Source organism: Paraburkholderia gardini (assembly GCF_907164575.1).
Taxonomy (GTDB): Bacteria; Pseudomonadota; Gammaproteobacteria; order Burkholderiales; family Burkholderiaceae; genus Paraburkholderia; species Paraburkholderia gardini.
The window spans coordinates 104,431-116,978 of record NZ_CAJQYY010000016.1; the positions used below are offsets into that span (position 1 = coordinate 104,431).

The window sequence follows — 12,548 nt, forward strand, 5'->3', positions numbered from 1 at the left end:
TCAGGCGATTTTTGCGTCGGACAGGGTCTGCTCGCGCAGCCGCATGTAGTCGAGCTTGTCGACCGGCGTGGCGCTTCGTTCACCCAGATCGTTCAGGTGAATCCGGTACGTTTCCCTCACGCTGTATGCGGCGATCGCGGAGATGACCGTGACGCCGAGCGTGATCGAGCCGATCATCACTGGAACGTTAGTCGATCCCGGCGGCGCGACGGTTGCGAACAGGGCCGGCAGCAACGCGGTAATCGTCGTGCCGATGTTCTGCGCAATCGCCATCGCGGAAACCCGCGAACGCGTCGGGAAAAGCTCCGGATAGAAGCTCGGGAAAATCGCGTTGTACCCCTGATAGACCACGCCCCACATGAGCAGCGACATCAGGATCGCAAGCGGCACACTGTGAATGCTGATGGCGTACAGATAGCCGAACGACAGCAGCCCTGAACCCAGCGCGCCACCGATGATGAGCGGCCGGCGGCCGATTTTGTCGGAGAGGTTGCCGACATACGGGATCACGAGCACGGCCAGGATGTTGCCGAGCACGGGAATCCACAGATAAACGCTCTTGGGAAAGCCGATCCCGTACGACGGTTGCACTGCGTAGGCCCCACCGAAAACCGTCGCGACCACCGGAATGACGTTCATCAGCGAGCAGCACGCGACGGCGATCATCTCCTTCCAGCCGAACTTGAAAGCCTCGATGATCGGCGCGCGCGGTGCGCCACCTTCGGTCTCGAAAGCCGGTGTTTCCTTGACGTCGCGACGGATGATGTAGCCCGCGATCAGAACCAGTGCGCTCAGCAGAAACGGAATGCGCCAGCCCCACGCGTTGAACGCGTCTTCAGGCATGAATCGCGCGAGCGGCAGGAACACAGCGGCCGCGAGAATCTGACCGGCCTGCACGCCCTGCAGCGTAAAGCTCGCGTAATAGCCGCGCCGCCCGAACGGAGCGTGTTCGAGAATCATCGAGCTCGCGCCCGAAATCTCGCCAGCCACCGCGAAGCCCTGGATCAGGCGCAGCACGACCAGCAGCACCGGCGCAAGCATGCCGACCTGATGGTAAGTCGGCAGCAGACCCACGGCCATCGTCGAAAAGCCCATCATGAACATGCAGACCAGCAGCACGTTCTTGCGGCCTTTGGTGTCGCCCCAGTGTCCAAGGAAGAACGCACCGATGGGTCGCGCGACATAACCCACGCCATACGTCGCCAGTGAAGCGACGATCGCGATCTTCGGATTGCCCGAAGGAAAGAACAGCTGCGGGAAAATCAGTGCCGCCGCGGTCGCATAGATGAAGAAGTCGTAGTATTCGAGCGCGGAGCCAATCCAGCCGCTCGCGGTCGCCTTTCGTGTCTGATGTGTGCCGTGAGGCTCATGCTCGGTCGTGCTGCCAGCCATTTCTGTCTCCCATATTGATATGTAACCACGGTGATTCCATACTGCAACGTCAGCTAAAGCCAGAACTAAAACTAAAGCAAGAACAAAAGCCAAACCACGCTTAAAGCTCCGCGTCCGGTCAGTAATGGTGGATATGCATGCCGCCATCCACCTGAATCGCGGTGCCTGTCGTGAACGGCAGGTCGCCGGCGGCCAGCGTCGCCACCGCGCGGCCGACGTCTTCCGGCATGCCCCAGCGGTTGATCGGCGTGAAGCCCCCGGCAAGCAGATTGTCGAAGCGCTCCTGAGCGACCTGCGTCATCGGCGTACTGATCAGCCCTGGTCGCACTTCATACACCGCAATCCCGTGCGCCGCAAGCCTGAGCGCGTAAAGCTTCGAGGTCATCGCGATGGCGGCCTTCGACATGGCGTACTCGCCGCGCTCGGGCGCCGCGATCGCCGCATTCGACGACGACACGAAAATGATCGACCGCGCGCTTTCCACACCGGCCGGCTCCACTTCGAGCATCCGGCGGCTGACGGCCTGCGTGAGAAAGAACGTGCCGCGCGTGTTCACGCTGAAGTTCAGGTCGTAACTGTCGGGCGACACGTCCAGCAGATCGCCCCGCGATAAAACCGACACCCCTGCGTTGTTCACCAGCACATCGAGACGGCCGAACGCGTCGAATGCCGCATTCACGAACCGCGGATGATCGTCGAGATCGGCAAGATCGCCTTCGACGAAAGCAACGCGCGCGGACGCGGGAAACGCCGTCCGCAATCCGTCTGCGCGAGCCGGGTCGATGCGGCGGTCGGCGACCACGACACCGAAGCCGCGCGCGGCGAGCGCAAGCGCGATGCCCTTGCCGATCCCGCCCATGCCGCCGGTTACCAGCGCAACCCGTGAACCCGAATCCTGAATATCCATGACGTGCAATCTGTAGAACATCTGGGATGACCTTCCCTCGCCTGCTGCTTCGACCGTGCTTCGAGCGGGAAGACGAATCTGCACGATCAGGGTTCGTGCAGCGCATGCCGGGAAATTACGCTTTCGGGCCGTGCACGACAACGGCGCCCAGCATAAAATGCGCGCTATTCGCGCACGGCGCGCGAACTTCGCCCGTAACCCGGGTTTCTACGGAGCAGCACCGTGAACGACAAAGACCGAATTGCAGGTGCGACGAAGGCGCTGGCTGTCATTGAAGCGTTCGATGAAGATCATCCCCGCATGAATCCGGCGGGCGTCGCGGAGCTGACCGGGCTGACCCGCACCGCCGCGCGCCGCTACCTGCTGACGCTCGCCGAGGCCGGTTACGCGGAGACCGACGGCCGGCTCTTCTGGCTCGCGCCGCGCGTGCTACGTCTCGGTACGGCCTGGTTCTCGTCGGCACGTCTGCCGCGTATCGCGCAGCCCTTCCTGCAGCGCATCACCGCCGCCGTGCAGGAAAGCGCATTGCTGGCGGTGCTCGATGGCGACGACGTCGTCTACGTGGCGCGCAACGGCAGCAGCCGGGTCACGACAGTCGGCTTCGTGCTCGGCTCGCGGGCGGCTCCGCCGCTTTCGTCGGCGGGCATGATCGTGCTCGCCTACCAGCCACCCGAGCGCGTGACGGCATTCCTCGAACGATACGAACCCAAGGTGTTCACGCCGCACACGATCGTCGACAAGGCGCGCCTGCGAGCACAGATCGACCAGGTGCTTCAGTATGGCTACGCGTTGTCGGAGGAACAGCTCGAAGTCGGCATGCGGGGTGTCGCGGTGCCGCTGCGCAATCACAACGGCGTCGTGATCGGGGCGATCAGCGTCAGCATGCAGACAGGCAAGGAGTCAGGCAGCGAAGCGCTCGCGCGCGTGCTGCCGGTGTTGCAGGAAACCGCTGCCCTGTTGCGCGCCGTGGTCTAGGCGCGCGACGCCAGGGAACGCTAAAGCGCCGCGTCCATGCCGATCGCCTCGACGGCCTTGCGCTGGTAACCGCCCGTCGCCAGCAGCAGGCTGCGCGTGTAATCGTTGTCCACCTGCTGCGCGCGAATCGCTTCAATACCCAGTTCCTCGACGATCTCGCCGTTGCGCATCACCGCCACGCGCGAGCAGAGAAAGCCGATCACCGCGAGATTGTGGCTCACGAGGATCATCGTCAGGTTGCGCTCGCGGTGCAGCCGTCGCAGCAGGTTGAGAATTTCGGCCTGGACAGATACGTCGAGCGCGGACGTCGGCTCGTCGAGCAGCAGCACGCGCGGCTCGACAATCAGCGCCCGCGCGATCGCCACGCGTTGCCGCTGGCCGCCCGAAAGCTGATGCGGATAGCGAAACCGGAACGCCGCGCCGAGCCCCACCTCCTGCAACGCAGCGACGATCCGGTCGTCCTGCCGGTCGATGCCGTTGATCGCCAGCGGTTCGCGCAAGGTCTGGTCGACGGTGAAGCGCGGATGCAGCGAGCCGTACGGATCCTGAAACACCATCTGCACGTCGCGGCGAAACGCGCGGCCAGCCTTTTCGCCGGACACATGCGCGCCGGTCTTCATCGTGCCCGAAACAGCGGGCACGAGACCCGTCAGCGCGCGCAGGATCGTCGACTTGCCCGAGCCCGATTCGCCGACGATCCCGAACACTTCGCCTTCGCCCACATGGAAGGTCGCGTCGCGCACGGCGTCGAAGTAACCGGTCTTCGTCTTGAAGCGGACCGTCAGGGCGCTGACATCGATCATTCGAACACTCCCGGCGATTGTGCGAGCCACGCCGGGTCGCGCTTCAGCACCGCCAGTTCTTCCGGCGGATTCACGAGTGGCGGACTGGCTGCCAGCAGCCCGCGCGTATAAGGGTGCTGTGCATGCACGAGATCGCGCGCCGCGCACGTTTCCACCACGCGCCCCGCGTACATCACCACGACGCGGTCGCAGAACGACATCACGAGCGGCAGGTCGTGACTGATGAAAAGGAGCCCCGTATCGTGCTTTTCGATCATCTCGTCGAGAATGCCGAGCACCTGCATCGAGACGAGCACGTCGAGCGCGCTGGTCGGTTCGTCGGCAACCAGAAGGCGCGGCCCGGACGACACCATCATCGCGATCATCACGCGCTGCCCCATGCCGCCCGACAGTTCGTGCGGGTAAGCATCGGCGACACGCTCGGGCGCGCGGATATGCACCGCTTCGAGCGCGGCGACGATCTTCCCGCGCATCTCGCGACGGGAAACCTTCGGGCCATGCAGCGCGAACGCTTCGGCCATCTGCTGCGCGACGGTCATCACCGGATTCAGCGAGTATTTCGGGTCCTGCAGGATCATGCCCATCTGCCGGCCGCACAGCTTGCGGCGCTTCGCTGCGGACATCGCCAGCAGATCCTCGCCGTCGAACCTGAGCGCCTTCGCGGTGCAGTGCACGGCAGGCGGCAGGAGGCCGAGCAGCGCCCGCCCCGTCAGCGATTTCCCGGAACCCGATTCGCCGACGATGCCAAGCCTCTCGCCGCGCCTGAGCGACAGCGACAGGCCGCGCACGGCGTCGACCGGCGTGCCGTCGTGCCCGCGAAAACCGATGCGAAGATCGTCGATTTCGCACAGGGGCTGCGTGGTACCGGATTGCATGTCAGCTTCCATGATGCGGGTCGAAGACGTCGCGCAGACCGTCTCCAAGCAGATTGAACGCGAGGCTCACCAGCAGGATCGCGAAGCCGGGAATCGTCGCGACCCACCACGCGTCGAGCAGCACGTTGCGGCCCGACGCGACCATGAAGCCCCACTCCGGCGCGGGCGGCTGTGCGCCGAGCCCGAGAAAGCCGAGACCGGCGACGGTCAGGATGATGCCGGCCATGTCGAGCGTCGCGCGAACGATCACCGACGACGAGCACAGCGGCACGATATACCTCAACAGGATGCGCAACCGCGACGCGCCCTGCAGACGCGCAACGTGGATGAAATCGGCCTCGACGAGCCGCAACGTCTCGGCACGCGAAAGACGTGCATACGCCGGCCACGCGGTAATCGAAATCGCGATCACCGCGTTGATGACGCCCGGCCCGAGCGCGGCGGCGAACGCCAGTGCCAGCACGATCTTCGGAAACGCGAGTGCGACGTCGGTGATCCGCATCAGCACGTTATCGACCCAGCCGCCGAAGAAACCGGCGGTGGTGCCGATCATCAGGCCCACCGGCACGACGATGACCACCACCAGGATCGCAATCGAAAGCGTGAGACGCGAGCCGTAAACCAGGCGCGAGAGAATATCGCGCCCAAGCTGGTCCGTGCCGAACCAGTGGAACGCGGAGCCCGGCGGCATGAGCCGGTCGGAAAGCACCTGCTGCAACGGATCGTGTGGCGCGATCAGCGGGCCGATTGCCGCGATGACGATCAGCACCGCGAGAATCACGAAGCCGAATACCGACAGTGGATTGCCTGCAAAACGCTGCCAGCGTCGATACGCGAGGCCGAGCGCGGCCTGCTTGCGGGAAGCCGGCGTATCGGTCAGCAGCCAGCTTTTCCAGTGTCGGGGTGCAGCGTTCATCGAAAATTCCGGGGTTTCTGTAGCGTGATCGGAAGGCGGCGGCACGAAAGGGATCTCCGGGTCATCAGCGGATCAGCGGGCGCGCGGATCGAACACGCGATACAGCGCGTCCGTGAGCAGGTTGAGCGCGATGAACGTGGCGCCGATCACGAGCGTGCTGCCGAGCACGGCGTTCATGTCGGCGTTCAGCAGCGCGCCCGTGAGGTATGACCCGATGCCGGGCCACGCAAAGACGATCTCGGTCAGCACCGAGCCTTCCAGCAGATAGCTGTACGTGAGCGCGATCACCGTCAGAAGCGGCACCGCGATATTGCCGAACGCGTGACGCCAGATCACGCGCCGCTCGGGCAGCCCTTTCGCGCGCGCGGTCGTGATGTATTCCTGGCTCAGCTGTTCGAGCATGAACGAGCGTGTCATCCGGCTCAGATACGCAACGGAGTAGTAACCGAGAATCGCCGCCGGCAGCGCGATGTGCGAGAACGCGTTGAAGAACACGTCCCACTCGCCGGCGATGATCGAATCGATCAGCAAACTGCCGGTGTGCGTATCGACCATCCCGTCGAACATCGGATCGATACGCCCTGGCCCCGACACCCAGTGCAGCTTCGCGTAGAACAGCAGCAGCCCCATCAGGCCGAGCCAGAATACGGGCACCGAACTGCCCACCAGACCCACGAAACGCGCGACGTGATCGATCCACCGGTTATGACGCACGGCCGCGATCACGCCGAGCGGCACGCCGACCAGCACGCCGAGTATCGTCGAGAGCGTCGCGAGTTCGAGCGTCGCCGGGAATACGCGCCGGATGTCTTCGATGACAGGATGCGCGGTCAGCAGCGACATGCCGAAGTTGCCATGCAGCACATCACGCGCGTAGATCAGGAACTGCACCACGAGCGGCCGGTCCAGACCAAGCTGAAGACGCGCGGCCGCGTAGGCGGTCGCCGACGCGCGATCGCCGAGAATCGCCAGCACCGGATCGATCGGCACCTTGCGGCCGATCACGAACGTGACCGCGAGCAGGCCCGTGAACGTGATCACGAGCGTCACGATCCAGCGCAACAGGCGCAGCGTCCAGCGGATACCGGGGCTTCGCGCGGAAAGCGCACGCACGCGCGCGGGAGTGGTGGCAGGCGTCGACATAGGGATTCCCCGGGCAAAGGAAACGAACCGGCGAAGCCGCGGCGGCTTCGCCTTCGTACCCCTTCGCCCGATACGTTACTGCTTCTTCAGGTTCCGGTACGACACGAGGTCGTTGATCGGACCCACTTCAAGACCCGTCACGCCCGGGCGCGCCGCCACCTGTGAAACCTGCTGGAACATGATCACGAACGGCGAGCGGGCCAGCATCTGCTTTTGCATCGTCTGGTACATCTCAGCGCGCTTTGTCGGCGACGATTCGGCCAGCGCCGCGTTCGTTTCCCTGGTCAGTTCGGGGATGTCCCACGAATTGCGCCACGCGAGCATCTTGTAGCTCGACTTGTCGGAGTTGTCCGGATTCCACGCGAAGCCCTGCGCGTTGCTGTGCGGATCGATGTAATCCGCCGACCATTCGCCGATATAAATGTCATGCGAGCGCGAGCGGTATTTCGCCAGCGTCTGCTTGTTGTCGCCCGGGATGATCTGAACCTTGATGCCGCCCTGCGCCAGATTCGCCTGCACCGCTTCGGCGATTTCGCTGTACGGATAGCCGTTGCGCACGTCCATCGTCACGGAGAAACCGTTGGGGAGGCCGGCCTTGGCAAGCAGCGCCTTCGCCTTCGCGACGTCCTGATGATACGGATTCGAATTGAGCGCGCCGAGGAAGCCTTCGGGGAGGAACGTTTGGTGCACCTTGTACGTCGTCTTGGCGATGTTGGTCTGGATGCCCTTGTAGTCGATCAGCCATTTCATCGCTTCCTGGACTTCCGGCTTCGCGAGATCCGGGTTCTTGACGTTCAGTCCGAGGTACAGCAACGTCGCCTGCGGCACGGCGCTCGTATGCGCCTTGCCCGACTTCGTCAGCGCGGCGAGATCGTCCGGGCTCAGGTTGCGCGCAACGTCGACGTCGCCGTTTTCAAGCAGCAGACGCTGGCTCGATGCCTCCGGCACGTGACGCAGCACGATGCGCTTCATCGCGAGCGGCACACGGTAGCCGTCAAAACGCTGCAGCACGATGCTGTCGTTCGCGGTCCATTTCACGAGCTTGTAGGCGCCGGACCCCGCCTCGTTCGTACGCAGCCAGTCGTTGCCGAAGTCATTGCCCTTCTGGTGCGACATCAGCAACTGCTTGTCCAGCACCGATGCCGGCCACGCGCCGAGCACGTTCAGCACGAACGTCGGCGCATATTTCTGGTCGGTCGTGACGCTCACGGTGGAGTCGTCGATCTTCTTCACGTTGCGAAGCGCGTTGTCTTTAGTGAGGCCGATACCTTGCAGCACGGCCGCCGCACCCTTGTCGAGCAGGACCGTCCGCTGGATCGACCACGCGACGTCATCCGCGCTCAACGGGTTGCCCGAGTGGAATTTCAGGCCCGGGCGAATCTTGAACGTGAACGTCAGGCCGTCAGGGCTAACCGTCCACGACTGCGCTACGTCACCGTTGAATTTCGACGGGTCTTTCAGATCGACGCGCACGAGCCTGTCGTAGGTATTCGCCACGTACTCCTCGGGCACCAGTTCGTACACCTCGCCCGGATCGAGCGTGGTGAACTCGTCGAGGAACGTGGCCATCACGAACATATCCTTCGGCGTCGCGGCCGCCGCGGGACCCGCTGCCATAACCGACACCGCGAGGACAGAAGCCACCGTCGCCGCTGCCAGCGCATTGCGCAAGACCAGTTTCATACTCGCTCCGTGAGAAGTGTTGGAGAGTCTTTAAGCGAACTGCGGATGCTGGAAACCGCATCCATTACATGAGACGCAACGGGCCGCTCTCGCTGTTATCGATCAGCCGCAGCGAACGGGAACCGGGCAGCTCGTAATGCCACCATTCGCTCTTGATGTGCGTGAAGCCCGCGGCATGCATCACGCCCAGCAGCAGCAGGCGATTGCGCTGCACATGCTCGGGCAGGCCGGGATGAAAGTGTCCGGATTCGACGGTCATCGCGTCGAATCCGGTGCCCATGTCGAGTGCGTTGCCGCTCGCGTCGAGCAGCGTCAGATCGATCGCCGTGCCGCGGCTGTGATTCGAGCCGAGGCCAAGATCGGCGATATAAGCCGGATCGGGCAGGAAATCCCACAGCACCTGCTGCGCCTGCGGCGGCCGGTACGCGTCGAAAATCCTCAGCTTCAGGCCGACGGTCCGCGCGATTCCGACGGCTTTGCGCAAACCCGCTTCGGCAGGCGTAAGCAGCAGGCAATGCGCGGCCTTGTAGATCGGCTTGCCGGTCAGGTTGCGGTCCGTGGCGTAGACGAGGTCGATGTCGACATCGTGCGTTTCGGGTGTGATGGGGATCAGTCGGTGGGTTTCTGTCATGGGGTGCGCGTGGATGGTTTCAGCCTGAACATGGCAAAACGGGCTAAAGGTCGAATTGATCGAGCTCGCGCTGCAATTCACGATTGCGCGCGACGTGTTCGTCGATGGCCGGGCCGAGCCGCTCGACGACCGACGTGATCAACAGGTTGAACAGGCACGTGAGCGGCGCGAGCGAATCCCAGAACTGGCCGACGTCGGTCCGGGCCTGCAGCAGGTCGCACGGGAAATCGCGGGCCCACGGGCAGTACAGGTCGGTGACCAGTGCGAACGGCAAGCCGCGCCGCGTGGCCGCCTCGCAGTAGCTGCGCGCGATGCGCGAGTAAGCGCGGGTATCGGTGACGACAAGATACGGCGCCGCAAAGCCGGAGTTAAGCGAATCGACGTACGAACCTGACATGCCGTCTGAATAGAACACACGCGGACGGATGTATTCGAGGTAGCTCGAAAACGCGTTGCTGATCCCGCGAGTCGACTGGATGCCGAGGATGTACACCGCGTCGGCGTTCGCCAGACGTTCGGCGATGCGCGCGAATGCGGGCGTCCGCGCAAGCTGGTAGACGTACTGGACAGCGTCGAGTTCGAGATCGAGGGACCGCCCGAGCGTGCTGCCCGCGCCGCCGCCCGCGCCGGTCGCCACGCCGTCGGGTCTGACAGCCGGCTCCCGCGGCAGGATATGCCGCGCCTGATCCGATAACCGGCGATATTCCTCCAGCCGGTCCGTGATCATCCACGGACGCTCCTGCACGCCGCGCAGTTCTCGCTTGAGGTCGTCCAGGTTGCGATAGCCCACGCTGCGCAGGAAGCGCCCCACGGAAATACCGCTGGTGCAGGTTTGCCGCGCGATCTGGTCGGCGGTTTCGAGCCCCAGCCGCTCGAGATTCGCCAGCATGTAGCTCGCGATACGCTTCGCGGTCGGGGTAAGCCCGGCGTAACGCGACTCGACAGTCTGTGCAAACGCGCTCGGCATCGTGGCTGGCGACATGGGTTAGTTATCTGTCATTCTTTTCTCGATTGACATCCATCTGACAAAACCAATAAAGTCAGCGCCAGCTTAAAAAATCAATCGGAAGAGATCTCCCGATAGCGTACCGCCTCGCCGCAGGCCTTTTCGACCGTATCGGCATCGCACGAACCGCCCATCCGGCCGGGCGTCCGATGCGTGGAGAGTCCCCCGGCATTCAGGAGGTATTTAGTTATATGTCATCGTATAACTATCTAACGGACTGAAATATTCGCCACGTATTCAACGCGCCCGCCTTGCGGCGCGTGGCATCGCCCCGTTTTCCCGGATTCTCGCGGGCGAAAAAGGAACGCGGCGTGAGCGAATCTTCAGCGCGTTCGCTCACGCTATACGGGTAATTACCCGGTGTACATCCGGTATCTCATATCGATAGACTCTCGCAGTCATAGGACAACATACAAATCCAACCAGCTTTTTGCCTCGTGCAAGGCCGGATGGCCGAATGACCGGAGACCACGCCATCTCCAGCGCCACATTCCCTGTGGCGGCTGGTCGAGGAAACGACGGTGGGGATACGGGCGATGACCGTATCGCAGCATTCGCAATCGATCGATGGTTTATTTTCAGAGGAAATAGCGCGATGAAAAACAACTTTAACCTTTCCCGTATTTCGATGATCGCCGCGGCGTCGGTGCTGGCCCTGAGCACGGGTGCCGCACAGGCGCGCGTGTTCCGCTCGGCCGACGTGCATGGCGACACGTTCCCGACCAACATGGCCGTGAAGTTCATGGGCGACGAGATCTCGAAGGCGACCAACGGCAAGGATTCCGTGAAGGTCTTCGGCAACAGCTCGCTCGGCTCTGAAAACGACACGATCGACCAGGTCCGTATCGGCGCGCTCGACATGACCCGCGCGAACGGCGCGGCGTTCAACGAGATCGTGCCGGAATCGATGATTCCGTCGCTGCCGTTCCTGTTCCGCGACATCAACCATTTCCGCAAGGCGATGTACGGCCCGGCAGGCCAGCAGATCCTCGACGCCTTCAAGGCGAAGGGCCTGATCGCGCTGACCTTCTATGAAAGCGGCGCGCGTTCGATGTACGCGAAGAAAGCCATCCATTCGCCGGCCGACATGAAGGGCCTCAAGGTCCGCGTCCAGCCGTCCGACCTGATGGTCGACGAAATCCGCGCGATGGGCGGCACGCCGACGCCGATGCCGTTCGCCGAGGTCTACACGGGCCTGAAGACGGGTCTCGTCGATGCAGCGGAGAACAATCTCCCCTCCTACGACGAAACCAAGCATTTCGAAGTCGCACAGGTGTACTCGGAAACCGATCACGCGATGACGCCGGAAGTGCTCGTGTTCTCGAAGAAGGTCTGGGACACGCTGACGCCGCAGGAACAGACCATCATCAAGAAGGCCGCGGACGACTCGGTGCCCTACTACGAGAAGCTGTGGACGGCGCGTGAAGCCGAGGCCGCGAAGACCGTGACGAAGGGTGGCGCGACGATCGTTCCGGCGTCGCAGATCGATCGCGCGGCATTCGTGAAGGCCATGCAGCCGGTCTGGGCCAAGTACGAAAAAACGCCGCAGATGAAGCAGATCGTCGACGAAATCCAGGCAGTCAAGTAAGTCTCACCCCGCTGGTGATGGCGGAATGTCCCGCAGAGCGTTCTTTCTGCCGGCATTCCGCCGCAAGCATTTCCTCGTGAGCCGGCAACCGGCTGGCGAGGCAGTCTGAATGGGCAGGACAAGTCCGTTGTATGGAAGGATGGAATAGATGACCTTCATGAAACGCCCGAATGATTTTCTTTCCCGCGTGCTGGCCATAGTGGCGTCGATCAGCCTTGCCGTGTTGACCGTGCTGGTCTTTTACGGCGTGGTCATGCGCTATGTCTTTAACGATGCACCCGATTTCGTCGAGCCGATCGCACTTTTGCTGGTGGTCGTCATCGCCATGTTCGGGGCCTCGCTCAAGGTTCGCGAGAGCGGTCATATCGGGCTCGATTCGCTCGTCAAGAAACTGTCGCCCAAAGGGCAGATCGTGGCCGAAGCCTTTCAGCATCTGTGCCTGATCGCGCTTTCCATCGCGATTTTCGTGGGCTGCATGCAAATGGCGGAAACGACGATGGACGACCGGATTCCGATTCTCGGCCTGCCGGAAGCCCTCCGCTACTTCATTCCGGTCGCAGCCAGCGTCTGCATCATTTCTTTCTCGTTCGAACATCTGCTGAAGCTGTTCGCGCGGAAGCATACCTAGA

The 12,548-nt window shown here is 63.0% G+C and carries 12 protein-coding genes; 3 read left to right on the forward strand and 9 right to left on the reverse strand.

Annotated elements, in window-relative coordinates; genetic code table 11:
* Both LPA34_RS15055 and LPA34_RS15060 read right to left on the reverse strand, forming a co-directional pair.
* Entirely contained in the window at window positions 1-1,392 is a 1,392-nt protein-coding gene (locus LPA34_RS15055; protein WP_228979418.1) for an MFS transporter, read from the reverse strand.
* Window positions 1,393-1,510: 118 nt separating this feature from the next.
* On the reverse strand, window positions 1,511-2,320 hold the full coding sequence (locus LPA34_RS15060; protein ID WP_228979419.1) for a 3-ketoacyl-ACP reductase: 810 nt from the start codon (window positions 2,318-2,320) through the stop codon (window positions 1,511-1,513).
* 201 nt (window positions 2,321-2,521) lie between these two features.
* Here LPA34_RS15060 and LPA34_RS15065 point away from each other — a divergent pair, with 201 nt between their 5' ends.
* Window positions 2,522-3,274: an IclR family transcriptional regulator domain-containing protein gene (locus tag LPA34_RS15065; RefSeq protein ID WP_228979421.1), complete on the forward strand. Its 753-nt coding sequence runs from the start codon at window positions 2,522-2,524 to the stop codon at window positions 3,272-3,274.
* Window positions 3,275-3,294: 20 nt separating this feature from the next.
* On the opposite strand, the gene LPA34_RS15070 is transcribed toward LPA34_RS15065, so the two are convergent.
* From LPA34_RS15070 to sapR, 7 genes are all read right to left on the reverse strand, one after another.
* Entirely contained in the window at window positions 3,295-4,077 is a 783-nt protein-coding gene (locus tag LPA34_RS15070; RefSeq protein ID WP_228979423.1) for an ABC transporter ATP-binding protein, read from the reverse strand.
* Window positions 4,074-4,952 carry an ABC transporter ATP-binding protein gene (locus tag LPA34_RS15075; protein ID WP_228979425.1) on the reverse strand — a complete coding sequence of 293 codons (879 nt, stop codon included), beginning with the start codon at window positions 4,950-4,952 and terminating at the stop codon, window positions 4,074-4,076. The genes LPA34_RS15070 and LPA34_RS15075 overlap by 4 nt, the downstream gene beginning before the upstream one ends.
* A gap of 1 nt (window position 4,953) precedes the next feature.
* Window positions 4,954-5,868 carry a nickel transporter permease gene (gene nikC / locus LPA34_RS15080; RefSeq protein ID WP_228979426.1) on the reverse strand — a complete coding sequence of 305 codons (915 nt, stop codon included), beginning with the start codon at window positions 5,866-5,868 and terminating at the stop codon, window positions 4,954-4,956.
* A gap of 72 nt (window positions 5,869-5,940) precedes the next feature.
* Window positions 5,941-7,011, reverse strand: a complete 1,071-nt coding sequence (locus LPA34_RS15085) for an ABC transporter permease (RefSeq protein WP_228979428.1) — start codon at window positions 7,009-7,011, stop codon at window positions 5,941-5,943.
* Window positions 7,012-7,086: 75 nt separating this feature from the next.
* Complete coding sequence (locus LPA34_RS15090) at window positions 7,087-8,694, reverse strand: ABC transporter substrate-binding protein (protein ID WP_228979430.1); 1,608 nt, start codon at window positions 8,692-8,694, stop codon at window positions 7,087-7,089.
* A 64-nt stretch (window positions 8,695-8,758) separates the two neighbouring features.
* Entirely contained in the window at window positions 8,759-9,325 is a 567-nt protein-coding gene (gene ddpX / locus LPA34_RS15095; protein WP_228979431.1) for a D-alanyl-D-alanine dipeptidase, read from the reverse strand.
* A gap of 43 nt (window positions 9,326-9,368) precedes the next feature.
* Window positions 9,369-10,307: a sap1 transcriptional regulator SapR gene (gene sapR, locus LPA34_RS15100; protein WP_407672544.1), complete on the reverse strand. Its 939-nt coding sequence runs from the start codon at window positions 10,305-10,307 to the stop codon at window positions 9,369-9,371.
* A 619-nt stretch (window positions 10,308-10,926) separates the two neighbouring features.
* On the opposite strand from sapR, the gene LPA34_RS15105 reads away from it, so the two are divergent.
* Both LPA34_RS15105 and LPA34_RS15110 read left to right on the forward strand, forming a co-directional pair.
* Entirely contained in the window at window positions 10,927-11,919 is a 993-nt protein-coding gene (locus tag LPA34_RS15105) for a TRAP transporter substrate-binding protein (protein WP_228979432.1), read from the forward strand.
* 148 nt (window positions 11,920-12,067) lie between these two features.
* The gene (locus tag LPA34_RS15110; protein ID WP_228979434.1) at window positions 12,068-12,547 is read left to right on the forward strand and encodes a TRAP transporter small permease; all 480 of its coding nucleotides are present in this window, start codon (window positions 12,068-12,070) and stop codon (window positions 12,545-12,547) included.
* Window position 12,548: the final 1 nt, after the last annotated feature.

Excerpts from the sequence above, each read along its gene's own strand:
- LPA34_RS15055 (WP_228979418.1), bottom strand. The coding sequence starts at position 1,392 with ATGGCTGGCAGCACGACCGAGCATGAGCCTCACGGCACACATCAGACA.
- LPA34_RS15060 (WP_228979419.1), bottom strand. The coding sequence starts at position 2,320 with ATGTTCTACAGATTGCACGTCATGGATATTCAGGATTCGGGTTCACGG.
- LPA34_RS15070 (WP_228979423.1), bottom strand. The coding sequence starts at position 4,077 with ATGATCGATGTCAGCGCCCTGACGGTCCGCTTCAAGACGAAGACCGGT.
- LPA34_RS15075 (WP_228979425.1), bottom strand. The coding sequence starts at position 4,952 with ATGCAATCCGGTACCACGCAGCCCCTGTGCGAAATCGACGATCTTCGC.
- nikC (WP_228979426.1), bottom strand. The coding sequence starts at position 5,868 with ATGAACGCTGCACCCCGACACTGGAAAAGCTGGCTGCTGACCGATACG.
- LPA34_RS15085 (WP_228979428.1), bottom strand. The coding sequence starts at position 7,011 with ATGTCGACGCCTGCCACCACTCCCGCGCGCGTGCGTGCGCTTTCCGCG.
- LPA34_RS15090 (WP_228979430.1), bottom strand. The coding sequence starts at position 8,694 with ATGAAACTGGTCTTGCGCAATGCGCTGGCAGCGGCGACGGTGGCTTCT.
- ddpX (WP_228979431.1), bottom strand. The coding sequence starts at position 9,325 with ATGACAGAAACCCACCGACTGATCCCCATCACACCCGAAACGCACGAT.
- sapR (WP_407672544.1), bottom strand. The coding sequence starts at position 10,307 with ATGTCGCCAGCCACGATGCCGAGCGCGTTTGCACAGACTGTCGAGTCG.
- LPA34_RS15105 (WP_228979432.1), top strand. The coding sequence starts at position 10,927 with ATGAAAAACAACTTTAACCTTTCCCGTATTTCGATGATCGCCGCGGCG.
- LPA34_RS15110 (WP_228979434.1), top strand. The coding sequence starts at position 12,068 with ATGACCTTCATGAAACGCCCGAATGATTTTCTTTCCCGCGTGCTGGCC.